The 22,463-nt window shown below is 64.1% G+C and carries 21 protein-coding genes; 20 read left to right on the top strand and 1 reads right to left on the bottom strand.

Annotated features, from left to right (window positions below):
* Window positions 1-3: 3 nt before the first annotated feature.
* The 5 genes from ACR0NY_RS08335 to ACR0NY_RS08315 all read left to right on the top strand — a co-directional run bounded on the left by ACR0NY_RS08335 (window position 4) and on the right by ACR0NY_RS08315 (window position 6,023).
* Window positions 4-1,485: a UDP-N-acetylmuramoyl-L-alanyl-D-glutamate--2,6-diaminopimelate ligase gene (locus ACR0NY_RS08335; protein ID WP_170368139.1), complete on the top strand. Its 1,482-nt coding sequence runs from the start codon at window positions 4-6 to the stop codon at window positions 1,483-1,485.
* Complete coding sequence (locus ACR0NY_RS08330) at window positions 1,482-2,876, top strand: UDP-N-acetylmuramoyl-tripeptide--D-alanyl-D-alanine ligase (protein ID WP_170368140.1); 1,395 nt, start codon at window positions 1,482-1,484, stop codon at window positions 2,874-2,876. The genes ACR0NY_RS08335 and ACR0NY_RS08330 overlap by 4 nt, the downstream gene beginning before the upstream one ends.
* Window positions 2,877-2,910: 34 nt before the next feature.
* The gene (mraY, locus tag ACR0NY_RS08325) at window positions 2,911-3,993 is read left to right on the top strand and encodes a phospho-N-acetylmuramoyl-pentapeptide-transferase (RefSeq protein WP_093964837.1); all 1,083 of its coding nucleotides are present in this window, start codon (window positions 2,911-2,913) and stop codon (window positions 3,991-3,993) included.
* Between the two features lie 150 nt (window positions 3,994-4,143).
* Window positions 4,144-5,538 (top strand): UDP-N-acetylmuramoyl-L-alanine--D-glutamate ligase, encoded by a 1,395-nt coding sequence (gene murD / locus ACR0NY_RS08320; protein ID WP_170340284.1) that lies wholly within the window; start codon window positions 4,144-4,146, stop codon window positions 5,536-5,538.
* A 110-nt stretch (window positions 5,539-5,648) separates the two neighbouring features.
* Window positions 5,649-6,023 (top strand): glycine zipper family protein, encoded by a 375-nt coding sequence (locus ACR0NY_RS08315; RefSeq protein ID WP_093964839.1) that lies wholly within the window; start codon window positions 5,649-5,651, stop codon window positions 6,021-6,023.
* Here ACR0NY_RS08315 and ACR0NY_RS08310 read toward each other — a convergent pair.
* Window positions 6,020-7,201, bottom strand: a complete 1,182-nt coding sequence (locus ACR0NY_RS08310) for a BaiN/RdsA family NAD(P)/FAD-dependent oxidoreductase (RefSeq protein ID WP_170368141.1) — start codon at window positions 7,199-7,201, stop codon at window positions 6,020-6,022. The genes ACR0NY_RS08315 and ACR0NY_RS08310 overlap by 4 nt on opposite strands.
* A 129-nt stretch (window positions 7,202-7,330) precedes the next feature.
* On the opposite strand from ACR0NY_RS08310, the gene ftsW reads away from it, so the two are divergent.
* The 15 genes from ftsW (at window position 7,331) to recN (ending at window position 22,376) form a co-directional block, all read left to right on the top strand.
* A complete protein-coding gene (ftsW, locus tag ACR0NY_RS08305) occupies window positions 7,331-8,494 on the top strand; it encodes a putative lipid II flippase FtsW (RefSeq protein ID WP_093964841.1) in 1,164 nt (387 codons plus the stop codon).
* On the top strand, window positions 8,494-9,591 hold the full coding sequence (locus ACR0NY_RS08300; protein ID WP_170340288.1) for a UDP-N-acetylglucosamine--N-acetylmuramyl-(pentapeptide) pyrophosphoryl-undecaprenol N-acetylglucosamine transferase: 1,098 nt from the start codon (window positions 8,494-8,496) through the stop codon (window positions 9,589-9,591). Before ftsW ends, ACR0NY_RS08300 begins: the two co-directional genes overlap by 1 nt.
* A complete protein-coding gene (gene murC / locus ACR0NY_RS08295) occupies window positions 9,588-10,997 on the top strand; it encodes a UDP-N-acetylmuramate--L-alanine ligase (protein ID WP_170340290.1) in 1,410 nt (469 codons plus the stop codon). Before ACR0NY_RS08300 ends, murC begins: the two co-directional genes overlap by 4 nt.
* A gap of 75 nt (window positions 10,998-11,072) precedes the next feature.
* Window positions 11,073-11,321 (top strand): DUF2484 family protein, encoded by a 249-nt coding sequence (locus ACR0NY_RS08290; RefSeq protein ID WP_170340291.1) that lies wholly within the window; start codon window positions 11,073-11,075, stop codon window positions 11,319-11,321.
* A complete protein-coding gene (locus ACR0NY_RS08285; RefSeq protein ID WP_005984154.1) occupies window positions 11,318-11,584 on the top strand; it encodes a DUF2484 family protein in 267 nt (88 codons plus the stop codon). The genes ACR0NY_RS08290 and ACR0NY_RS08285 overlap by 4 nt, the downstream gene beginning before the upstream one ends.
* A 25-nt stretch (window positions 11,585-11,609) precedes the next feature.
* A complete protein-coding gene (locus ACR0NY_RS08280; RefSeq protein WP_170340293.1) occupies window positions 11,610-11,903 on the top strand; it encodes a hypothetical protein in 294 nt (97 codons plus the stop codon).
* Complete coding sequence (gene murB, locus ACR0NY_RS08275) at window positions 11,900-12,826, top strand: UDP-N-acetylmuramate dehydrogenase (protein ID WP_170340294.1); 927 nt, start codon at window positions 11,900-11,902, stop codon at window positions 12,824-12,826. The genes ACR0NY_RS08280 and murB overlap by 4 nt, the downstream gene beginning before the upstream one ends.
* Window positions 12,827-12,930: 104 nt before the next feature.
* Window positions 12,931-13,851, top strand: coding sequence for a D-alanine--D-alanine ligase (locus ACR0NY_RS08270; protein ID WP_170340296.1), 921 nt, complete (start codon window positions 12,931-12,933; stop codon window positions 13,849-13,851).
* Window positions 13,839-14,846, top strand: a complete 1,008-nt coding sequence (locus ACR0NY_RS08265; protein ID WP_170368142.1) for a cell division protein FtsQ/DivIB — start codon at window positions 13,839-13,841, stop codon at window positions 14,844-14,846. The genes ACR0NY_RS08270 and ACR0NY_RS08265 overlap by 13 nt, the downstream gene beginning before the upstream one ends.
* A 7-nt stretch (window positions 14,847-14,853) precedes the next feature.
* Complete coding sequence (gene ftsA / locus ACR0NY_RS08260) at window positions 14,854-16,188, top strand: cell division protein FtsA (RefSeq protein ID WP_170368143.1); 1,335 nt, start codon at window positions 14,854-14,856, stop codon at window positions 16,186-16,188.
* A 19-nt stretch (window positions 16,189-16,207) separates the two neighbouring features.
* The gene (locus tag ACR0NY_RS08255) at window positions 16,208-16,591 is read left to right on the top strand and encodes a hypothetical protein (RefSeq protein WP_260065228.1); all 384 of its coding nucleotides are present in this window, start codon (window positions 16,208-16,210) and stop codon (window positions 16,589-16,591) included.
* A gap of 344 nt (window positions 16,592-16,935) precedes the next feature.
* Window positions 16,936-18,567, top strand: a complete 1,632-nt coding sequence (gene ftsZ / locus ACR0NY_RS08250; protein ID WP_170368145.1) for a cell division protein FtsZ — start codon at window positions 16,936-16,938, stop codon at window positions 18,565-18,567.
* A 213-nt stretch (window positions 18,568-18,780) separates the two neighbouring features.
* Window positions 18,781-19,701, top strand: a complete 921-nt coding sequence (lpxC, locus tag ACR0NY_RS08245) for a UDP-3-O-acyl-N-acetylglucosamine deacetylase (RefSeq protein WP_093964852.1) — start codon at window positions 18,781-18,783, stop codon at window positions 19,699-19,701.
* A 125-nt stretch (window positions 19,702-19,826) separates the two neighbouring features.
* Window positions 19,827-20,690: an outer membrane protein assembly factor BamD gene (locus ACR0NY_RS08240; RefSeq protein ID WP_170368146.1), complete on the top strand. Its 864-nt coding sequence runs from the start codon at window positions 19,827-19,829 to the stop codon at window positions 20,688-20,690.
* Window positions 20,691-20,726: 36 nt separating this feature from the next.
* Complete coding sequence (gene recN / locus ACR0NY_RS08235) at window positions 20,727-22,376, top strand: DNA repair protein RecN (protein WP_170368147.1); 1,650 nt, start codon at window positions 20,727-20,729, stop codon at window positions 22,374-22,376.
* Window positions 22,377-22,463: the final 87 nt, after the last annotated feature.

Below are 22,463 nucleotides of genomic sequence, written 5' to 3'. Positions count from 1 at the left end.
GTCATGGGCGCAAGGTCAAAGAAACTCAGCCAGCTGGCCCTGACCGCGCGCGGCGGTGCCGACCCGGAGATTACCGGGCTGGCCGTTGACAGCCGTCAGGTCAAGGACGGCTTTTTGTTCGCGGCGCTGCCGGGGACGCGCGTGCATGGCGGCGAATTCATCCAATATGCCCTGCGCATGGGGGCCGCCGCCATTCTGACCGATGCCGAAGGCGCACGGATCGCCGCTGATGAACTGGCCGCCTCGGACGCCGCCCTGGTGGTGGTGCAGGACCCGCGCCAGACGCTGGCATACACCGCCGCATTGTGGTTCGGGGCGCAGCCGCGCACCATGGTGGCGGTCACCGGCACCAACGGCAAGACCTCGATTTCAACGTTCGTGCGCCAGATCTGGACCGAGTTGGGACACATGGCCGTCAATCTCGGCACCACAGGGGTCGAGGGCGCGTGGACGGCACCGCTGGCCCACACGACGCCCGAACCCATCACCCTGCATCGCTGTCTGGCCGAGGCCGCCGAGGCCGGCGTGACCCACGCCGCGATGGAGGCATCGTCGCACGGTCTGGAACAGCGCCGGCTGGACGGCGTGCACCTGACGGCGGCGGGGTTTTCGAATTTCACCCAGGATCACCTGGACTATCACGCGACGTTTGAGGCGTATTTCGCGGCCAAGGCCGGCCTGTTCGACCGGGTTCTGCCGCAGGACGGAACGGCCGTGATCAACATGGACGACCCGAAAGGCGCCGCGATCCGTGATATCGCGCAGGCGCGCGGTCAGACAGTATTGACCGTGGGCAGCGGGGACGCTGATCTTTGCCTGTTGAACCAACGGTTTGACGCCACCGGGCAGGATTTGCGCTTTGCCTGGCGCGGCAAGACCTTCCAGACCCGGCTGAACCTGATCGGCGGGTTTCAGGCGGAAAACGTTCTGCTGGCCTGCGGATTGGTCATCGCCAGCGGAGACGAGCCCGACCATGTCTTCGACACGTTGCCGCATCTGACTACGGTGCGGGGGCGGATGCAGTTGGCCGCGACCCGCAGCAACGGGGCTGCGGTATTCGTCGACTACGCGCACACGCCCGATGCTGTGGCCACCGCGTTGCAGGCACTGCGTCCGCATGTGATGGGCCGGTTGATCGCCATCGTCGGCGCGGGCGGCGACCGGGACGCGACCAAGCGCCCGCTGATGGGCCGCGCCGCGGCCGAGAACGCCGATATCGTCTTTGTCACCGACGACAACCCGCGCTCGGAAGACCCCGCAGCCATCCGCGCCGCGGTGATGGCCGGGGCCCCCGACGCAACCGAGGTTGCCGACCGGGCCGAGGCCATCCTGCGCGGCATCGATGCATTGCAGCCGGGCGATGCGCTGCTGATCGCGGGCAAGGGGCACGAGACCGGGCAGATCGTGGGTGACCAGGTTCTGCCCTTCGATGATGTGGAGCAGGCCAGCATCGCCGTGGCCGCACTGGACGGGAGGGTCGCATGACACTCTGGACCGCATCCGAGGCCGCCGCCGCGACGGGCGGACGGGCCACGACCGACTGGCAGGCGGGCGGCGTGTCCATCGATACGCGCACGCTGCAACCGGGCGACCTGTTCGTGGCGTTGAAGGCGGCGCGCGACGGGCATGATTTCGTGGCGCAGGCGCTGGAAAAAGGGGCCGCCGCCGCGCTGGTCTCGCGGGTGCCCGACGGTGTGGCCCCCGATGCGCCGCTGCTGATCGTCGATGACGTACAGACCGCGCTCGAGGCGTTGGGCCGCGCCGCCCGTGACCGGTGCAAGGCCCGCGTGGTTGGGGTGACGGGAAGTGTCGGCAAGACCTCGACCAAGGAGATGCTGGCGACCATCCTGTCGGATCAGGGCCGCACCCATGCCAGCGTCGCCAGCTACAACAACCATTGGGGCGTGCCGCTGACTCTGGCCCGGATGCCGCGCGACACCGAATATGCGGTGATCGAGATCGGCATGAACCACCCCGGCGAAATTGCGCCCCTGGCGCGGCAGGCTCGCCCGCATGTGGCGCTGGTCACTACCGTCGCCGCGGTTCACCTCGAGGCGTTCGAGTCGGTTGCTGGCATTGCCCACGAAAAGGCCGCCATCTTTGATGGGCTGGAGGCCGGCGGCACTGCCATCGTGAACGCCGACCTGGATCACACCGACATCCTGCGCACCTGTGCCGCCCGGCATGGCGCTGTGATCGTGGATTTCGGCCGCACGGCCTCGGATTATCGGCTGATCGGCGTGACCCAGTCGCCAACTGACATCCACGTGACCGCCGAGGCGATGGGCCAGCCTATCGCCTTCGATGTGCAGTCTGCGGGGACGCATTTTGCCATGAACGGCCTGGGCGCGCTTGCCGCCTGTGTTGCGCTGGGCGTCGATCTGGACGCGGCCATCGCCGGCCTGGGAAAATGGGCGCCGGTCATGGGGCGGGGCGTGCGCGAGACGCTGGCCCTGCCGGATGGCGGGCAGATCGAACTGCTGGATGACAGCTACAACGCCAATCCGACCTCGATGGCGGCGGCATTGGATGTGCTGGCGGCAGCTAAGTGCGAAAGGCGCATCGCCTTTCTGGGCGACATGAAAGAGCTGGGGCCCGATGAACGCGCGATGCACACAGCGATGGCAGAAGTGCCGGCCATGAAGCAGATCGACAAGGTGCACTGCATCGGTCCGTTGATGCGGGCGCTGCACGAGGCCCTGCCCGAGGACAAGCGCGGGCTGTGGTCTGAGACCAGCGCCGAAATGGTTCAAGAGCTGCCGCAGCTGGTTCGGGCGGGCGATGCCGTGTTGGCCAAAGGCTCGCTCAGCATGGCGCTGGCACGGATTGTTGACGGTTTGCGGAAAATGGGGCAAGTGGGCGCGCTTGATGCATGACCACCCATGACCGCGGTGTGAGAAAGGTTTTGTAATGCTCTATTGGTTGACCAGCCTGTCGGACGGAGGGGATTTCTTCAACCTCTTCCGCTACATAACTTTCCGCGCAGGCGGCGCCTTTCTGACGGCCCTGATCTTTGGCTTCCTGTTCGGCAAGCCGTTGATCAACGTGCTGCGCAGGAAACAGGGCAAAGGTCAGCCAATCCGGGATGACGGCCCCGAGGGGCACTTTACCAAGGCCGGCACGCCCACGATGGGTGGTCTGCTGATTGTAGGTGCCCTGGTGACGTCCACGCTGATTTGGGCACGGTGGGACAATCCTTATGTGTGGATGGTTCTTTTCGTCACGCTGGCCTATGCGGCCATCGGATTCGCGGACGACTATGCCAAGGTGTCGAAGCAGAATACCAAGGGCGTTTCAGGCAAAATGCGCCTGGCTTTGGGCATCATCATCGCCGCGCTGGCCGCGCTGTGGGCGACGCTGCACCACCCGGAGATGCTGCAGAACCAGCTGGCCGTGCCGATCTTCAAGGACACGCTGATCAATCTGGGTATCTTCTACATTCCGTTCTCGATCGTGGTGATCGTGGGGGCGGCGAATGCAGTGAACCTGACCGACGGGCTGGACGGGCTGGCCATCATGCCCGCGATGATCGCGGCGTCGACTTTGGGCGTGATCGCCTATGCGGTGGGTCGCGTCGACTTTACCGAATATCTGGACGTGCATTATGTGCCCGGCACGGGTGAGATCCTGATCTTCACCGCCGCGCTGTTTGGAGGCGGGCTTGGGTTCCTGTGGTACAACGCCCCGCCCGCCGCGGTGTTCATGGGGGATACCGGGTCTTTGGCCTTGGGCGGTGCGCTGGGCGCCATCGCCGTCGCCACCAAGCACGAGCTGGTTCTGGCCATCGTCGGCGGCCTGTTCGTGGTCGAGGCGTTGAGCGTGATTATCCAGGTGCTGTATTTCAAACGCACAGGGCGGCGGGTCTTCCTGATGGCGCCGATCCATCACCACTATGAGAAGAAGGGGTGGGCCGAACCGACTATCGTGATCCGGTTCTGGATCATCTCGCTGATCCTAGCGATGATTGGCCTTGCAACACTGAAAGTACGGTAAGGCTCCAGCCGGGCGCGGAGGGCCTGCGGCCCGCCTGTGCCCGTTGGGCCCGGCTCGCGCCGAGGGCGCGAGCCTGTCGCCGCCCTTGCCAAGGGTCAATTCTTCGGTACAGGGTGGCGGCGCATTGGCAGATGGAAGAAGGTGCGCGGCATGATCCCGGTCAAAGGGTTTTCAGGACATAAGGTTGCGGTTCTGGGGCTGGGGCGGTCGGGTTTGGCCACGGCGCGCGCATTGCGGGCTGGTGGGGCCGAGCCGGTCTGCTGGGATGACAACCCTGCCGCGCGCGAAAAGGCCGAGGCCGAGGGGTTCCTGTGTCAGGACCTGCGACGGCAGGGCGCCTTCGACGCGATCGCCGCGTTGATCGTCTCACCCGGCATTCCCCATCTTTATCCCGAACCCAACCCGGTTGTTGCCGCCGCACTGCAGGCTGGCGTACCGGTCGACAATGACATTGGTCTGTTCTTCCGCTCGTTGGGCGGTGCCGAATGGGACAAGTTCGATGTGCCGCCGCGTGTGGTCGCCGTCACCGGTTCGAACGGGAAATCGACCACGGCCGCGCTGATCCACCACATCCTGACCCAGTCGGGGCGCGAGGCGCAGCTGGCGGGCAATATCGGGCGCGGCGTTCTGGATATCGACCCCGGCGGCGACGGATCAGTGGTGGTGCTGGAGCTTTCCAGCTATCAGACCGAGCTGGCGCGTGCGCTGACGCCCGACGTGGCGGTGTTCACCAATCTCTCGCCCGACCATTTGGACCGACACGGGGGCATGGGCGGCTATTTTTCCGCCAAGCGCCGCCTGTTCTCAGAAGGCGGTCCCGACCGTGCCGTGATCGGCGTGGACGAGATCGAAGGCGCGTTTCTCGCTGGGCAACTGGCCGAAGGGCCGGGCGACGACCGGGTGATCCGCGTCTCTGTGGCGCGCAAATTGGCCGGTCCGGGTTGGCAGGTCTTTGCCCGCAAGGGGTTCCTGTCGGAGTACCGCAAGGGGCGGCAGGCCGCGTCGATCGACCTGCGCGGCATCAAGGGCTTGCCCGGAACGCACAACCACCAAAACGCGTGCTCGGCCTATGCCGCCTGCCGCGCGCTGGGGCTGGCGCCCAAGTTGATCGAGGACGCGTTGCTCAGCTATCCAGGCTTGCCGCACCGCAGCCAGATCATCGCTGAGGCAAACGGTGTGACATTCGTGAATGACTCCAAGGCCACCAATGTCGACAGCGCCGCCAAGGCGCTGGGCGCGTTCAAAAAGATCCGCTGGATCTGCGGCGGGCTTGAGAAAGAGGGCGGTATCGCAGCGCTGAACGACGCGACCGACGAGGTTCTGTGCGCCTACGTGATCGGGCGCGAGGCGGCCGGCTTCGCCATGCAGTTGTCGGTTGAAGCCCGCGTTTGCACCACCATGGCCGAGGCGGTCGAACAGGCCATGCGCGACGCCGCGCCGGGTGAGACCGTGCTGCTGGCGCCCGCGGCGGCCAGTTTCGACCAGTACGACAATTTCGAACAGCGCGGTGACGATTTCGTGGCGCAGGTACAAAAGCGGCTTTGAACTGCGCATTTGCAATGAACCGCCGGTTGGGCCAAATTGAAGTGCTATCAGCTTGACGCACCAGAATTAATGATTTTGTTACCCTAGGAATCCAACACGAGGTTAAGACCATGCTGAACCGCAAGCTTTCAATGATCCTGCCGGCCATCCTGGTGGCAGGGGCCTGCACGAACACAGGCGCGAACTACCAGCCCATTGTGGATGGACCCGTCAGCCCGAATTACAACGCAGACTTGGCGCAGTGTCAGGCCGTGGCGCGGCAGCAGGGCACGATCGACAGCAATACCGCTGGCGCGGCGGCCATTGGCGCGGCGGGTGCAGCAGGCACCAAAGCCATCATCGACGACAGCGCAAGCGATCTGGGCCGTGCGGCCGTCGCTGGCGCACTGGTGGGGGCAGGGGCCAGCGCTCTGCAAAACACCCAGAAGCAGGAAGTCATCGTCCGCAACTGCATGCGCGGCCGCGGCTATAACGTCGTAGGCTAAAGGCGACCGGCGATCGCAATTCCGGCGGCGTGGCCCGAGGACCACGCCCATTGGAAATTGTACCCGCCCAGCCATCCGGTGACATCCACCGCTTCACCAATCGTATAGAGGCCGGGGACATCCCTGGCCTCCATCGTTTTGGACGACAGGCCGTCCGTGTCGATGCCGCCCAAGGTGACTTCGGCGGTGCGATACCCTTCGGTGCCCGAGGGGGTCAGTGCCCAGTCGGACAGCGAATCGGTCAGTGCCTGCAACGCCGCATCCGACTGATCGGCCAGGTTGCCGCGCATCGGGATATGGGTGCTCAGATACTCGACCAGGCGGGCGGGCAGGTGGCGCGCGAGTTCGGTTGTCAGGGCCTTGCGGCCTGCGCTTTGCCGCCGTTCGCGCAGCAGGTCGAACAGGGGCAGCTCGGGGATCAGGTTGACCCGGATCGCCTCGCCCTCGTGCCAGTATGAGGACAGTTGCAGCACAGCCGGCCCGCTCAGGCCGCGATGGGTGAACAGCAGTGCCTCGTCGAAACTCTTGCGATCGTTCGACAATCGCGTCGGCACGGAAACACCGGACAAGTCTTTGAACCGCCCGTCGGGGAAGGTGAACGGCACCAAAGCGGCACGGGTTTCGGTGACGTGCAAGCCAAACTGCGCGGCGATGTCATAGGCCAGCCCGGTCGCACCCATCTTGGGGATGGATTTTCCGCCGGTGGCCAATACCACGTTGGCAGAGCTCAGGTCATATCGCGCACCCTCGCGCTCGACCATCATTTCAAAGCCGGTTTCGGTCTTGCGCAGATCGCGCAGCGACGTGTGCAACCACAGCTCGGCGCCTGCGCGGTCCATCTCGGCCAGCAGCATGGCGATGACCTGCTTCGATGAGCCGTCGCAGAACAGCTGTCCCAGCGTCTTTTCATGCCATGCGATGCCGTGACGGTCCACGAGGTCGATGAAATCCCATTGCGTGTACCGCGCCAGCGCAGATTTGCAGAAATGCGGGTTCTGCGACAAGAAGTTCTGTGGTCCGGCGTGGAGGTTGGTGAAGTTGCACCGCCCCCCGCCCGAGATGCGGATCTTTTCCCCCGGCGCCTTGGCGTGATCGATCACCAGTACACGCCCGCCGCAATGGGCGGCGCACATCATGCCGGCGGCTCCGGCGCCCAGTATGATCGTGTCAAATCGCATCCCTCGCCCTTGGCGCGGATTGACGCCAATGACAAGAGGAAGAGGCTGGCCTGAGGGGCATTTTCCCTGTAGACTCTCAAACAGATCCCGAAAACGGGACGTTAACGAGGCAGATAGTGGCGGTATCTCATGACTGAGATGGTGTATGGCGCGGTCCAGGACCAGCGCGGTGAACCGATCCTTCCGAAATGGTGGCGGACGATTGACCGCTGGACGATGTCCTGCGTGCTGATCCTGTTTGCGATCGGGCTTCTGCTGGGGCTGGCCTCGTCGCCGCCGTTGGCGCAGCGCAACGGGTTCGATCCGTTCCACTATGTCGAGCGTCAGGCCCTTTTCGGTGTGTTGGCGCTGATCGCGATGATGCTGACCTCGATGATGTCACCCACCTTGGTGCGTCGGTTGGCGGTGCTGGGCTTTCTGGCCTCATTTGTTGCGCTGGCCTTTCTGCCGGTCTTCGGAACCGATTTCGGCAAAGGTGCGGTGCGCTGGTATTCGCTGGGCTTCGCCTCGCTGCAACCGTCCGAGTTTCTGAAGCCGGGCTTCATTGTCGTGGCCGCGTGGCTGCTGGCCGCAGCGCAGGAGATCAATGGCCCCCCGGGGCGGTTGTGGTCGTTTGCGCTGTGTATGTCGATTGTTGGCATGTTGGTGATGCAGCCTGATTTCGGTCAGGCCTGTCTGATCCTGTTCGGCTGGGGCGTGATGTATTTCGTAGCGGGTGCACCGATGTTCCTGCTGCTGGGAATGGCCGGGGCGGTCGTCTTGGGTGGCATGTTCGCCTACGCCAATTCTGAACACTTCGCCCGGCGCATCGATGGTTTCCTGAATCAAGAGGTCGATCCGACGACCCAGTTGGGCTATGCCACCAACGCAATCCGCGAGGGCGGGCTGTTTGGGGTTGGGGTTGGCGAGGGGCAGGTGAAATGGTCGCTGCCCGATGCACATACCGATTTCATCATCGCCGTCGCGGCCGAAGAATACGGCCTGATCCTGGTGCTGATCATCATCGCGCTCTATTCAATCATCGTGGTACGGTCCCTGCTGCGACTGATGCGCGAGCGTGACATGTTCACCCGGTTGGCAGGCACGGGGCTGGCTTGCATGTTCGGTGTTCAGGCGATGATCAACATGGGCGTCGCGGTGCGCCTGCTGCCGGCCAAGGGCATGACGCTGCCTTTCGTCAGCTACGGCGGCTCGTCGTTGATCGCGGGCGGCATCGCACTGGGCATGCTGCTGGCCTTCACCCGCACCCGCCCACAGGGCGAACTGGGCGACATTCTGCGCGGACGAGGCTGATGACGAACCCTTATTTGCTGATCGCGGCTGGCGGAACCGGGGGCCACATGTTCCCCGCCCAGGCGCTGGCCGAGGCGATGCTGAACAAGGATTGGCGCGTGCGCCTGTCCACCGATGCGCGCGGCGCGCGTTATACCGGCGGTTTCCCGCATTCAACCGAGATCGTCGAGGTCTCCTCGGCCACTTTCGCCCGCGGCGGGCTGGCGGCCAAGGCGCTGGCCGGCCCGCGGATCGCGGCCGGTGTGGCCGGGATGACGGCCCAGTTGCTGCGCGACAGGCCGGACGTGGTGGTTGGGTTCGGCGGCTATCCGTCGATCCCGGCGCTGAGCGCGGCGGTGATGCTGCGTCTGCCCCGCATGATCCACGAACAGAACGGCGTTTTGGGGCGCGTGAACCAGTTGTTCGCCACGCGGGTTGCGCATGTGGCCTGCGGTGTCTGGCCCACCGACCTGCCCGAGGGCGCCCACGGTATCCACACCGGCAACCCCGTCCGGGCTGCCGTTCTGGAACGTGCGGCCGCGCCCTACATCCCGCCCGGAGACTATCCGATGTCGGTGCTTGTGATGGGCGGCAGCCAGGGCGCCCGTATCCTCAGCGATGTAGTCCCCGGCGCCATAGCTGCACTGCCCGAGAGCCTGCGCCAGTATATCCGCGTCTCTCACCAAGCGCGCGAGGAGGACACCGAACGGGTCAGCGCCTTCTACGCCGACCACGGGATTCTGGCCGAGGTCCAGCCCTTTTTCCACGACGTGCCCCGCCGCATGTCCGAGGCGCAGCTGGTCATCAGCCGCTCGGGTGCGTCCAGCGTGGCCGACATCTCGGTGATCGGGCGACCTTCGATCCTGATCCCCTTCGCCGCCGCCGCAGGCGATCACCAGACCGCCAATGCGCGCGGGCTGGTGCAGGCGGGCGGGGCAATCATGATCCCCGAAAATGCGCTTGACGTTCCCGCCCTGACCGAGCAAATCGCACTGGTTCTGACCAACCCCGAAGCTGCACAGAAAATGGCCCATGCTGCCCTGTCGGTCGGGGCGCCCGACGCGACCGAGCGTCTGGTGGCCCTTGTCGAACAGCTGGCGCAGAAGGAGACCCCATGAATCCAGCAACCAAACTCCCGCAGGATGTCGGACCGATCCATTTCGTGGGCATCGGTGGCATCGGAATGTCGGGCATCGCCGAGGTGCTGCTGAACCTTGGGTACCAAGTGCAGGGATCCGATCTGAAAGCGTCGAAGATCACCGACCGGCTGGCCTCGCTGGGGGCTGAGATTTTTGTGGGTCAGCGGGCTGAAAACCTCGACAATGCGACCGTCGTGGTCGTCTCGACAGCGATCAAGCCGGGCAACCCTGAATTGGACGGCGCTCGTGCGCTGGGCCTGCCGGTGGTGCGCCGCGCCGACATGTTGGCCGAGCTGATGCGGCTGAAATCCAACATTGCCATCGCCGGTACCCACGGCAAGACCACGACCACCACGATGATGGCCGAGTTGATGGTGGCGGGCGATTTCGACCCGACCGTGATCAACGGCGGCGTGATCCATGCCTACGGCTCGAACGCGCGGATGGGGCAGGGCGAATGGATGGTGGTCGAGGCCGACGAGTCCGACGGCTCGTTCAACCGGCTGCCGGCGACCATCGCCATCGTCACCAATATCGACCCCGAGCACATGGAGCATTGGGGTGATTTCGACCGGCTGCGCGCGGGCTTTCATGATTTCGTCTCGAACATCCCGTTCTACGGTCTGGCGGTGTGCTGCACCGACCATGCCGAGGTTCAGGCGTTGGTGGGCCGCATCACCGACCGCCGCGTGCGCACCTATGGGTTCAACGCCCAAGCCGACGTGCGTGCAGTCAACCTGACCTACAAGGGCGGCATCGCGCATTTCGACATCCACCTGCAATACGAGGATACCGTGATCGAGGGTTGCACCCTCCCGATGCCGGGCGATCACAACGTCTCGAACGCGCTGTCAGCCGTGGCCGTGGCACGTCATCTGGGCATGAAAACCGCTGAAATCCGCGACGCGCTGGCCAATTTCGGCGGCGTCAACCGCCGCTTTACCAAGGTGGGCGAGGTGAACGGCGTCACCATCATCGACGATTACGGCCATCACCCTGTGGAAATCGCGGCGGTGCTCAAGGCTGCACGTCAGGCAACCGAAGGCCGCGTGATCGCCGTGCACCAGCCGCACCGCTATTCACGCTTGTCCAACCTGTTCGACGATTTCTGCGCCTGTTTCAACGACGCCGATGTCGTGGCCATTGCCGAGGTCTTCTCTGCCGGTGAGGATCCGATCGAAGGTGCCAGCCGCGACGATCTGGTGCAGGGCCTGATCCGTCACGGCCACCGTCACGCGCGCGCGCTGCTGGACGAAGGCGACCTAGAGCGTCTGGTCCGCGAGCAGGCCCGGCCCGGCGACATGGTCGTCTGCCTGGGTGCCGGCACCATCAGTACCTGGGCAAATGCGCTGCCTGACCGGCTGAAGGAAAAACAAGCCGTTTGACGTTAGCAGGCATTTGGGTGCACAACTTGCGGATGTGTCGCTGCCTTGGTGCGTGACTCATTTGCGGAGAGAACCATGGATTATTCCGTCATCTTTGCCGCCCTTTGGGTGATCTGCGCCACTGTCGTGGCACTGCTGCCGATGCGCCTGCAATTCCCGCCGGGCATCGTGCTGCTGATCTGCGCACCGGTTCTGATCGTCTGGCTGGGCGTGGCGCATGGCTGGCTGATCGGAGCGCTGGCCTTTGCGGGGTTCGTATCGATGTTCCGCAATCCTATCCGGTATTATTGGCGCAAATGGTCGGGCCGCGAGGTGGAGCAATGAGCTGGTCGATTGCACTTGCCGCCCTGTGGGGCATCGCCGCCAATGTGCTGGCTATGATCCCCAGCAAGGACAACCACTGGACCCGCGCCTATGCGCTGATCGCGGTGGGCATTCCGATCCTAGGCTATGTCACCTATGAAAACGGGCCGTGGGTCGGCCTGTTCGTTCTCGCCGCCGGCATGTCGGTGCTGCGCTGGCCGGTGATCTATCTGACCCGTTGGACAAAGGCGAAAATGCAAGGCATGAAGGCGGCGGACAAATAACCCGACACCCCTTCGGAGACCAACGATGACGGACATCGCCACATTTGCTTACCTGCCGCTCGCGGCGCTTGTGCTCGGGACGCTGGCCGGCTTTGTCGCCGCGCGATGGCTTGGCCTGCGCGCGCTGTTGTGGCTGATCGGTTTGACTTCGGTTGTTGCGCTTGTCCTGATCGTGATGTTGGCAGGCGTCGGCACGGGCGAGGAGGAGCAGGCCTTTGGGCACTTCGTCTGGCTGACCGGAGGTGTTCTGCCGATTCTGTTCGCGGAAATCATGGGCGGAGTCGTCGGGCGCAGCCTGGCGGTGCGATCCGGACAATGACCACGATCCCAACGCCTCGTGGCCGTCTGACCGCGGCCCGTGCTCTGAACGACCTCACCTGGCTGCGTGTCGGCGGCCCGGCGGACTATCTGTTTCAGCCGGCTGACCTTGAGGATTTGCAGGCTTTCCTGCGCGACCTTCCGGCCGAGGTGCCGGTGTTTCCCATGGGCGTCGGCTCGAACCTGATCGTCCGCGATGGGGGCTTGCGGGCCGTGGTGATCCGGCTGGGGCGCGGCTTCAACGGCATCTCGGTCGAGGGCACCACCGTCACCGCGGGGGCGGCCACGCTGGATGCGCATGTGGCGCGCAAGGCGGCGGATGCGGGGGTGGACCTCACCTTTCTGCGCACCATTCCGGGTTCTATCGGCGGGGCCGTGCGGATGAACGCCGGGTGCTATGGCAGCTACACGGCGGATGTTCTGAAATCGGCTACCATCGTCACCCGGCAGGGCGAGGTGGTCGAACGGGCGCCGGCCGATCTGAACTTCCGCTATCGTCAGTCCGACCTGCCCGAGGGTGCGGTGCTGGTGTCGGCCACGTTCCAGGGCCCGGCGGGTGATCCGGCCGACCTGCACGCCCGGATGGAGGCGCAGCTGAAAAAGCGCGACGAGACCCAGCCCACCAAGGACCGCAGCGCCGGGTCGACCTTCCGCAATCCGGCCGGATTCTCCTCGACCGGGAGGTCGGACGATGTTCACGACCTGAAGGCCTGGAAGGTGATCGACGACGCCGGAATGCGCGGCGCCCGGCGCGGGGGCGCACAGATGAGCCCCAAGCACTCGAATTTCCTGATCAATACCGGAAACGCCACCGCCGCCGACCTCGAAGGGCTGGGCGAAGAGGTGCGAAAAAAGGTTTACGAAACAAGCGGGATCACGCTAGAGTGGGAAATCATGCGGGTTGGTGATCCGCTGACAGATTAAAGCCCCGACCGTCAGACCAAAACAGGCAAATTCAGGCGACGGATCAAAGGCATAACGAAATACGGACCACCAGATAAGGTCCGGGGACATTGAGGCGCACGAACGTGGGTAGGTCGAGCAGGACAAACCCCAAAGTGGCGGTATTGATGGGTGGCCCCTCGGCGGAACGCGAGGTGTCTCTCAGCAGCGGGCGCGAATGCGCAGCCGCCCTTGTGGGAGAAGGGATCGAGGTCGTCGAACTGGACGCCGGTCCTGACCTTTGTGCGCGTTTGCAGGACATCAAGCCTGACGTGGTTTTCAACGCCCTGCATGGCCGCTGGGGCGAGGATGGTTGCGTGCAGGGTCTGCTGGAGTGGCTGCGAATGCCCTACACGCATTCCGGCGTGTTGGCCTCGGCGCTGGCCATGGACAAACAGCGCAGCAAAGAGGTTTTCCGCGCGGCCGGCCTGCCTGTAGCCGACAGCGTGATCGTTCCGAAATCGGACGTGATGGCGGGGCACGTCATGCCCGCGCCATATGTGGTCAAGCCCAACAACGAAGGCTCGAGCGTCGGGATCTACCTTGTGTTCGAAGGGTCGAAGGGCCCGCCGCAGCTGTCGGATGACATGCCCGAACAGGTCATGGTCGAACAATACGTGGCGGGGCGCGAGCTGACGGTGACCGTGATGGGCGACCGCGCCTTGACCGTGACCGAGATTCTGACCGACGGTTGGTACGACTACGACGCCAAATACAAGCCCGGCGGATCGCGCCACGTGCTGCCGGCCGAGATCCCGCCGCGGATCTTCGAGTTGTGCATGGAATATGCCCTGCGCGCCCATCAGGTTCTGGGGTGCCGCGGCGTCAGCCGTACCGACTACCGCTGGGACGACGCCAAGGGCGAAGAGGGCCTGTTTCTACTGGAGACCAACACCCAGCCGGGTATGACCCCCACCTCGCTGGTGCCTGAACAAGCCGCGCATCTGGGCATGACCTTCGGTCAGCTCTGCGCCTGGATGGTCGAGGACGCCTCATGCGACCGCTGACCGCCACACGTGCGCCGGTGATCCACCGCGCCAAGCCTCTTTCCGGCCCGGATACCGAGTTCCAGTCTGCGGATGCCGACGCCGACCGCGCAGAGCCCAAATTGCGGTTGCGCGGTGGTCGGTTCTTCCGCCGTGGCAAGGGCCGTGCGGACCCGGCACCGTCGCGGTTCAGTTATCGGTTCCAGCGATGGATGCTGACGCCGGGAATCCGGCTGGGGGTCAAGATCGGAGTGCCGCTCTGCGCCGTCGTGGCGACGGTTGGGCTCTACTTCGCGGCCGAAGAGCGGCGAGAAGCGGTTCGGGCGCAGGTGGACAACCTGATCACGTCGTTCCAGGAGCGTCCTGAATTCATGGTCAAGCTCATGGCGATCGACGGGGCGGGGGCCGGCCTTGCTGATGACATCCGCGAAGTCGTGCCTTTGGACTTCCCGCTCAGCTCCTGGGATCTGGATGTCGAGCAGATCCGGGACACGATCACCGGCTTGGACCCGGTCAAATCGGCAACCGTGCGGATCCGTCCGGGCGGCATTCTGCAGGTCGATGTTGTCGAACGTCAGCCCGTGATCGTCTGGCGCACCCGTGAAGGCATCCAGCTGTTGGACGAAACGGGCACACACGTGGCCGAGATCGCGGCTCGGACCGAGCGCTCCGATCTTCCGCTGATTGCCGGTCAGGGTGCAGATCAGCATGTGGCCGAGGCACTGGAGCTTCTGGCCACTGCGCGCAGCCTGGGCAGCCGGGTGCGCGGTCTGGTCCGCGTCGGCGAGCGGCGCTGGGACCTGGTTCTGGACCGAGGCCAACGGGTCATGCTGCCGACGGAGCGCCCGGTGCGCGCGCTCGAGCGTGTACTGGCGGTGAACGAGGTGCAGGACCTTCTGGAACGGGATGTTGCCGTGGTCGATATGCGCATAGGGGCGCGGCCGACCATTCGGATGACAGAAGCCGCCAGCGCAGACTGGTGGAATACAAAAGTGACTATGGGTAACGGGCAGTAATACGATGATGACGGATCTCTATCAGTCTCAACGCGCAATGCGCCAGATGCGCAGACAGGCCATGCAACGCGGTGTCGTTGCGATCCTGGATGTCGGAAGTTCCAAGATCGCCTGTCTTGTGCTGCGTTTTGATGGGTCGGCGCGGCTCAGCGAGGACAACTCGATCGGGTCCATGGCCGGGCAGACCGGGTTCCGGGTGATCGGTGCGGCGACGACCCGATCGCGCGGGGTGCGCTTTGGTGAGATCACGGCCATGCAGGAGACCGAGCGCGCCATCCGCACCGCGCTGCAGGCCGCTCAGAAGATGGCCGATATCCGGGTAGACCATGTGATCGCCTGTTTCTCGGGGGCAAACCCTCGGTCTTATGGGCTGGATGCGCAGGTGGATCTGGACGGTCAGCTGGTGACCGAGGCCGAGATCGGTCGTGTCCTGAACGCGTGCGATGTCCCGGACTATGGGTCAGGGCGCGAGGTGCTGCATGCACAACCTGTGAACTTCGCTCTGGACAACCGATCTGGCTTGATCGACCCGCGGGGGCAGATGGGGCAGACGCTTGCGGTCGACATGCACATGTTGACGGTCGATGCGGTTGCGATTCAGAACATCATTCGTTGCGTCAAGCGGTGCGACCTGGAATTGGCTGGCATCGCGAACTCGGCCTATGTGTCGGGGATTTCTGCGCTGGTAGAAGACGAACAGGAACTTGGAGCGGCCTGTATCGACATGGGCGGTGGGTCCACCGGCGTTTCGATCTTCATCAAAAAGCACATGATCTATGCCGACAGTGTCCGCATGGGCGGGGATCACGTCACCAGTGACATCTCTATGGGGCTTGGTGTGTCCGCCTCGGTCGCCGAGCGGATCAAGACCTTCAATGGCGGGGTTCACGCCACCGGAGCCGATGACCGCGACATGATCGACATTGGCGGCGACACTGGGGATTGGGAACACGACCGGCGTACCGTCAGCCGTGCCGAGCTGATCGGCATCATGCGCCCGCGAGTCGAGGAAATCCTCGAGGAAGTCCGCGTTCGGCTGGACGCTGCAGGGTTCGAACATATGCCAAGCCAACAGATCGTTTTGACCGGTGGAGCCAGTCAGATCCCCGGTCTGGATGGGCTGGCCAGCCGGATACTAGGTCAGCGGGTGCGTCTGGGCCGACCGCTGCGTGTGCATGGGTTGCCGCAATCTGCGACAGGCCCGGGGTTCTCGTCGGCGGTCGGTCTTGCGCTGTTCGCGGCGCATCCGCAGGACGAATGGTGGGACTTTGAAATCCCGGTCGATACCTACGCAGCACGGCCGTTCAAGCGTGCCGTGCGCTGGTTCCGTGACAACTGGTAGGTTCCTGCTCCGGGCTGCGGTGTTTTGCGCAGCCTGGGTTCCGGCTGCGGCTGTCGCGCAGACCCGTATCTCGCCCGAAGCATTCCTGGACGCGGTGGTCGGGAAAACCGTCACGTTCCACGAATTGACCAGCGGTATGCTTGTGGGCACCGAGGAGTTCCTCAGCCCAACCCGCTCGGTCTGGCGGCGAGAGGGCGAGGGCTGTGTCTATGGCCAGATCACGACGCCTGACGGCAAGCTGTGCTTCCTCTATGACACCGAGCCCGGCCCGGTATGCTGGTGGCCGTTCGAGCATGATGGGCGGTTGCTGGTCAGGATCGCGCGGCTGGGGGATGGCGAAATCCAGGAAGTCAGCGGGTTTTCGGACGACGGCCTGGATTGTCCTTCCGTTCCCATCAGCTGAAAATTCCGGTTGCGGTGCAGGGATTTATCCCTCAGAATATCGACAAGGCCCGTCAGAGGCTCGTCGGCAGGACCCGAGCAGTCAGCCGCAGTTTGAACAGGATGTCCAGCATCGCACCCGCCAAATCAGGCTGGGGGTATTCGCGTGTGTGGTGGTCTGTCCGCCCCGAACCGCTAGATTTGCGCAGTCGGGCGAAATGCCGCGAAAAACCGCCTTATTTCTTCCATATTTTGTGGATTCACGCGATTTTTGGCGTGACGTTTGACGTTTGGAAAGGTAGAATCACAAGCGGATAGGCAAGAAAAACACCGCTTTGCGGGATCATAAATACAGGCGGACAGAGCATGACATTGAATCTTTCGATGCCCGGGCACGACGAACTCAAGCCTCGGATTACGGTATTTGGCGTAGGCGGTGCAGGTGGCAACGCCGTCAACAACATGATTGAAAAACAACTCGACGGCGTTGACTTCGTGGTGGCCAACACGGACGCGCAGGCACTGCAGCAAAGCCGCTCGTCGGCGCGGGTGCAGCTGGGCATCAAGGTAACCGAGGGTCTGGGCGCAGGCGCCCGCGCATCGGTCGGCGCCGCCGCCGCCGAAGAAAGCATCGAACAGATCGTCGACCATCTGGCTGGCGCGCATATGTGCTTCATCACCGCCGGCATGGGCGGGGGCACCGGCACCGGCGCCGCTCCGATCATCGCGCAGGCTGCGCGTGAACTGGGTGTGCTGACCGTGGGCGTGGTGACCAAACCGTTCCAGTTCGAAGGCGCCAAGCGCATGCGTCAGGCCGAGGACGGTGTCGAGGCGCTGCAGAAAGTCGTCGATACGCTGATCATTATCCCGAACCAGAACCTGTTCCGTCTGGCCAACGAAAAGACCACGTTCACCGAGGCCTTCTCGATGGCCGATGACGTGCTGTACCAGGGCGTCAAGGGCGTAACCGACCTGATGGTGCGTCCGGGCCTGATCAACCTCGACTTCGCCGACGTCCGCGCGGTGATGGACGAGATGGGCAAGGCCATGATGGGTACGGGCGAGGCCGAGGGCGAAGATCGCGCCATCCAGGCTGCGGAAAAGGCCATCGCAAACCCGCTGCTGGACGAAATCAGCCTCAAGGGCGCCAAGGGCGTATTGATTAACATCACTGGCAGCCATGACCTGACTCTGTTCGAACTGGACGAGGCCGCCAACCGCATCCGCGAGGAAGTGGACCCCGAGGCCAACATCATCGTCGGCTCGACGCTGGATCCCGAGATGGAAGGCAAGATGCGCGTCTCGGTCGTGGCAACCGGCATCGATGCCAGCGAAAGCGGCTCCGAGGCGCCGGCTCCGCGCCGGTCCATGTCCGCTCCTCTGACCCGTACCGTATCGGCGGAAGAAGAAGCAGCACAGCCGGCTCCGGTCGCGGCGGAGGTTGCTGAACCGGCCCCGCAGCCCGAAGCTCCGCGCGAACCGTCTCTGTTTGAAGCGGCCGAAGAGCCTTCGCACACGACTTTGCAATTCGGTCAAGGCGCGGATGAGGCTGTCGAGGACGATGACGACGGGCTGCCTCCCCCGGCCTATCAGCCGCGCAGCGCCGAGTTCGATCCGCAGCCCGAGCCGGTCGAACGCCCGGCGGAAAGCTATCAGCCGCAACAGGTGCCGCATACTCCAGGAACGCCTTCGCCTGCCGCGCTGGAACGGCTGCAGGCAGCTGTTCAGAACGTACCGACTTCGGCCCAGCGTCTGACCGCGTCGCGCCCGCAGGAACCGGCGCCGCAGCGTCAGCCCGCCGCCGAGGAACGGCCGCGGTTCGGGTTCAACCGTTTGATCGACCGGATGACTGGGCACGCCCCGGATACCCCCGCTCAACCGGCCCGGCAACAGCCTGCGATGCGCCAGACTGACGCTACGGCACCCTCGCATGAAGAGGTCGATCCCGAGCAGGAACGTATCGAAATTCCGGCTTTCCTGCGCCGTCAGGCCAACTGATCGCGGTAACAATATCCACTCACAGGGTCGCCGAAAGGCGGCCCTTTTTCCTTTTGATGCAGACGTTTAAGTGCCAGTAAGCAGGGTTTTGCCGATCTGTTGCAGAACTGTTTCATTCAGTTACAAAGAGTGAGTTGAGCCTTGACCCGCGCTTCCTTAACTGAGGGTGCAACACAGCCGGAAAAGGCTGGACACCGCTCACCGAGGTTCAATTTGCAACAGACGCTCAAATCTTCGATCACGTTCAAAGGCGTGGGCCTGCACAGTGGCAAGCCCGCGACGATGGTTCTGAAACCGGCAGCTGCCGGTCACGGGATCTGGTTCAAGCGGACCGATATCGAACTGGGCAATGCGTTGATCCCGGCCATCTACGATGTGGTCGAAAGAACCCAACTGTGTACGCGCCTGGTCAATGACGCAGGCGTTTCGGTGTCGACTGTCGAGCATATCATGGCTGCGCTGGCAGGGTGCGGGATCCACAACGCCCTGATCGAGATTGATGGACCCGAAGTTCCTATCATGGACGGTTCTTCGATCGACTTCGTGCGCGGTATCATCGCCAAGGGTGTCCGCCGTCAGGCCAGCCCGGTTCTGGCGTATGAGGTCCTCAAGCCGGTCGTGGCAGAGCGGGAAGGTGCCCGTGCCTCGATCCGGCCGGCTGACGGTTTGATCATCGAGTTCCACATCGATTTCGAAGACACTGCGATCGGCAGCCAGTCGAAGATCCTGGATATGCGCAACGGGTCGTTTGCTCGGGAACTGTCCGACTGCCGGACCTTCTGCCGCCGAACCGATGTCGAGGCGATGCGCGAAAACGGTCTGGCACTGGGCGGCACTCTGGAGAATGCGGTTGTTGTTCAAGGGGCCGAAGTGCTGACACCGGGTGGCTTCCGTCACCAGGATGAAGCCGTGCGCCACAAAATGCTGGACGCGTTGGGAGACCTGTATCTGGCCGGCGGCCCGATCTTTGGTCACTTCGTCGGCGAGAAATCCGGCCATGCCATGACCAACACATTGCTGCGCAAGCTGTTCGAAACGCCTGGCGCCGTGCGCCCGGTGCTGTGTACGCCTGAACAAGCCGCGCAACTGCCCGGGCAGGGGTTGGTCTGGGACGAAATCCCCGAAGTTGCCTGATCCGGCACGGCCCGGCGACAAATCGGTCGCGGGGCCGATAAGGCGTTTTGCACCGGAATTTTATGTGCTAGACCAAAGCTCAATCCGGGGTTACCCAAAGAGACAAGACGACTAGGATGGGCGGTATGGTTGGCACCAAAGCGGCAGTCAGGCTTGCGGGCGCGATTATTCTGGCAGCTACTTTGACGGCCTGCGGCAACGCAGGCGGCCTGTTTGGCAACAGGGGCGCGGACAAATCCCAGAACCTTGAAGGCTTTACGCCCGAGCAGATCTACACCCGTGGCGAATACGAGCTTGCTCAGAATCGTCCCGCAGATGCGGCCTGGTACTTTTCCGAAGTCGAACGGCTTTATCCTTATTCCGACTGGGCCAAGCGGTCACTGATCATGCAGGCTTTCGCGTTCCACTCGGACAAGGAGTATGAGGAAAGCCGCGCAGCCGCGCAGCGGTATATAGACTTCTACCCAACCGACGAAGACGCAGCTTATGCGCAATACCTTCTGGCGCTCAGCTATTATGACCAGATCGACGAGGTCGGCCGCGACCAGGGCCTGACCTTCCAGGCGTTGCAGGCGCTGCGCACGGTGATCGAGGTCTATCCCGACAGCGAATACGCCACCTCGGCGGTGCTGAAATTCGATCTGGCCTTCGACCATCTGGCAGGCAAGGAAATGGAGATTGGGCGCTACTACCTGCGTCAGGATCACTATACCGCGGCCATCAACCGTTTCCGTGTTGTGGTCGAGGATTTCCAGACCACCAGCCACACAGCCGAGGCGCTGTACCGCTTGGTCGAGGCTTATCTGGCCTTGGGTCTGGTCGACGAGGCTCAATCGGCCGGCGCGATCCTGGGTTACAACTACCAGTCGTCTGAATGGTATGATGCGGCCTACAATCTGCTGACCTCGCGCGGGCTTGAACTCAAGAGCCGCGGCAACAACTGGCTCAGCACGATCTACCGCCAGACCATCAAGGGCCAGTGGTTGTAGTCGCCATGGTCACAGGCTTGGGACGCTGACGACCCGATGCTGCGCGCCCTTGATATCCGCGATATGCTGATCATCGACCGGCTGGAATTGACCTTTCAGCCGGGCCTGAACGCGCTGACCGGCGAAACGGGCGCGGGCAAGTCGATCCTGCTCGACTCGCTGGGCTTCGTGCTAGGCTGGCGCGGACGGGCCGAACTGGTCCGGCAGGGGGCTGCGCAGGGCGAGGTCGTGGCCGAGTTCGAACTGCCCGAGGGCCATCCCGCCCATGCGATCCTGGCCGAGGCTGGTTTACCCGGCGGGTCGGAACTGATCCTGCGCCGCGTCAACACTGCCGAGGGGCGCAAAACCGCTTGGGTCAACGACCGCCGATGCTCGGGCGAGGTGCTGCGCGCGTTGTCGGAAACCTTGGTCGAACTGCACGGCCAACATGATGACCGGGGCCTGCTGAACCCGCGCGGCCATCGCGCCATGCTGGACGTCTATGCCGGGGCCGAGCCGCAACTGGCCGCCGTACGCGCTGCCTGGGCCGAGATGGCACGCGCCCGCAAGGCCCTGGCCGAGACCGAGGCCGCTGTGGCCGCCGTGCGCAGCGAAGAGGAATTTCTGCGGCACTCCGTGGGTGAACTCGACACGCTCGATCCGCAACCCGGAGAGGATGCCGAGCTCGACGCCCGCCGCCGGATGATGCAGGGGGCCGAGCGCATCCGCGACGACGTGGCCCGCGCCTTTGCCCTGCTGGGCGGTGACGGGGCCGAAGGGGCGATGGCGGATGCCGTGCGCTGGTTGGAAGGTGTCGCCGACCGGGCCGAGGGCCAGCTGGACGAGCCGATCGCCGCCTTGGGGCGCGCCCTGATCGAACTGGGCGAGGCGCAGGACGGCGTGACCGCCTGCCTTGAGGCGCTGGACTTCAACCCTGTCGAGTTGGAGCAGACCGAAGAACGTCTGTTTGCCATCCGCGCACTGGCCCGCAAACATGACGTGGCCCCCGATGACCTGAGCGGTTTCGCCGACACGCTGCGCGCCCGTCTGGGCCAGCTTGAGGCCGGAGACGCTGACCTGGCCGACCGCCGTGCTGCGGTTCAGACCGCGCAGGCCGCCTATGACGCGGCCGCCGAGGCGCTCGGCGCTCTGCGGCGAAAGGCGGCCGGCCGGCTGGACGCGGCGGTGATGGCCGAGCTTGCGCCGCTGAAGATGGAGCGTGCTGTGTTCCAGACCCAGATCACGCCCGCCGACCCCGGACCCGAGGGGCAGGACGCCGTGGCGTTCACCGTGGCCACCAACCCGGGCGCGCCGTCGGGGCCGCTCAACAAGATCGCCTCGGGTGGAGAACTCAGCCGCTTTCTGCTGGCGCTCAAGGTGTGCCTGTCGGGCGATGACAGCACCCGGACCATGATCTTTGACGAAATCGACCGCGGCGTCGGCGGCGCCACGGCCGATGCCGTGGGCCGCAGGCTTGCGGCGCTGGCACAGGGCGGGCAGGTGCTGGTGGTAACCCATTCGCCGCAGGTCGCGGCCCGTGCCGCGCATCACTGGCGGGTTCAGAAACATGTGGCCGACGGGCAGACCCTGTCCACCGTCCTGCCACTGTCCGAGCCGGACCGGATCGACGAGATCGCGCGCATGGTTTCGGGCGACGTCATCACGGATGAAGCCCGCGCGGCCGCCCGTTCGTTGTTGCAAGCCTGATGCAGCCGGGCGGCGACACTTGCCTTCAATATCTTGTCAGCCGACTTTTCTAAGCGCCCGGCGTGGCTTAGTAAGGGATACCTGTTT

The sequence above is a fragment of the Ruegeria sp. BJ5 genome, assembly GCF_056537865.1.
Note: the sequence above shows the minus strand (reverse complement) of the source record. Positions and strands in the feature narration are given on the sequence as shown.

Bases quoted from the DNA above. Each gene is read 5' to 3' on its own strand.
- ACR0NY_RS08265 (WP_170368142.1), top strand. From the start codon at position 13,839: ATGCGACCGCTGACCGCCACACGTGCGCCGGTGATCCACCGCGCCAAG.
- ACR0NY_RS08330 (WP_170368140.1), top strand. From the start codon at position 1,482: ATGACACTCTGGACCGCATCCGAGGCCGCCGCCGCGACGGGCGGACGG.
- recN (WP_170368147.1), top strand. From the start codon at position 20,727: ATGCTGCGCGCCCTTGATATCCGCGATATGCTGATCATCGACCGGCTG.
- ftsA (WP_170368143.1), top strand. From the start codon at position 14,854: ATGACGGATCTCTATCAGTCTCAACGCGCAATGCGCCAGATGCGCAGA.
- mraY (WP_093964837.1), top strand. From the start codon at position 2,911: ATGCTCTATTGGTTGACCAGCCTGTCGGACGGAGGGGATTTCTTCAAC.
- ftsW (WP_093964841.1), top strand. From the start codon at position 7,331: ATGACTGAGATGGTGTATGGCGCGGTCCAGGACCAGCGCGGTGAACCG.
- ACR0NY_RS08285 (WP_005984154.1), top strand. From the start codon at position 11,318: ATGAGCTGGTCGATTGCACTTGCCGCCCTGTGGGGCATCGCCGCCAAT.
- murC (WP_170340290.1), top strand. From the start codon at position 9,588: ATGAATCCAGCAACCAAACTCCCGCAGGATGTCGGACCGATCCATTTC.
- ACR0NY_RS08290 (WP_170340291.1), top strand. From the start codon at position 11,073: ATGGATTATTCCGTCATCTTTGCCGCCCTTTGGGTGATCTGCGCCACT.
- ACR0NY_RS08315 (WP_093964839.1), top strand. From the start codon at position 5,649: ATGCTGAACCGCAAGCTTTCAATGATCCTGCCGGCCATCCTGGTGGCA.
- ACR0NY_RS08300 (WP_170340288.1), top strand. From the start codon at position 8,494: ATGACGAACCCTTATTTGCTGATCGCGGCTGGCGGAACCGGGGGCCAC.
- ACR0NY_RS08335 (WP_170368139.1), top strand. From the start codon at position 4: ATGGGCGCAAGGTCAAAGAAACTCAGCCAGCTGGCCCTGACCGCGCGC.
- ACR0NY_RS08310 (WP_170368141.1), bottom strand. From the start codon at position 7,201: ATGCGATTTGACACGATCATACTGGGCGCCGGAGCCGCCGGCATGATG.
- murD (WP_170340284.1), top strand. From the start codon at position 4,144: ATGATCCCGGTCAAAGGGTTTTCAGGACATAAGGTTGCGGTTCTGGGG.
- murB (WP_170340294.1), top strand. From the start codon at position 11,900: ATGACCACGATCCCAACGCCTCGTGGCCGTCTGACCGCGGCCCGTGCT.
- ACR0NY_RS08240 (WP_170368146.1), top strand. From the start codon at position 19,827: ATGGTTGGCACCAAAGCGGCAGTCAGGCTTGCGGGCGCGATTATTCTG.
- ftsZ (WP_170368145.1), top strand. From the start codon at position 16,936: ATGACATTGAATCTTTCGATGCCCGGGCACGACGAACTCAAGCCTCGG.
- ACR0NY_RS08280 (WP_170340293.1), top strand. From the start codon at position 11,610: ATGACGGACATCGCCACATTTGCTTACCTGCCGCTCGCGGCGCTTGTG.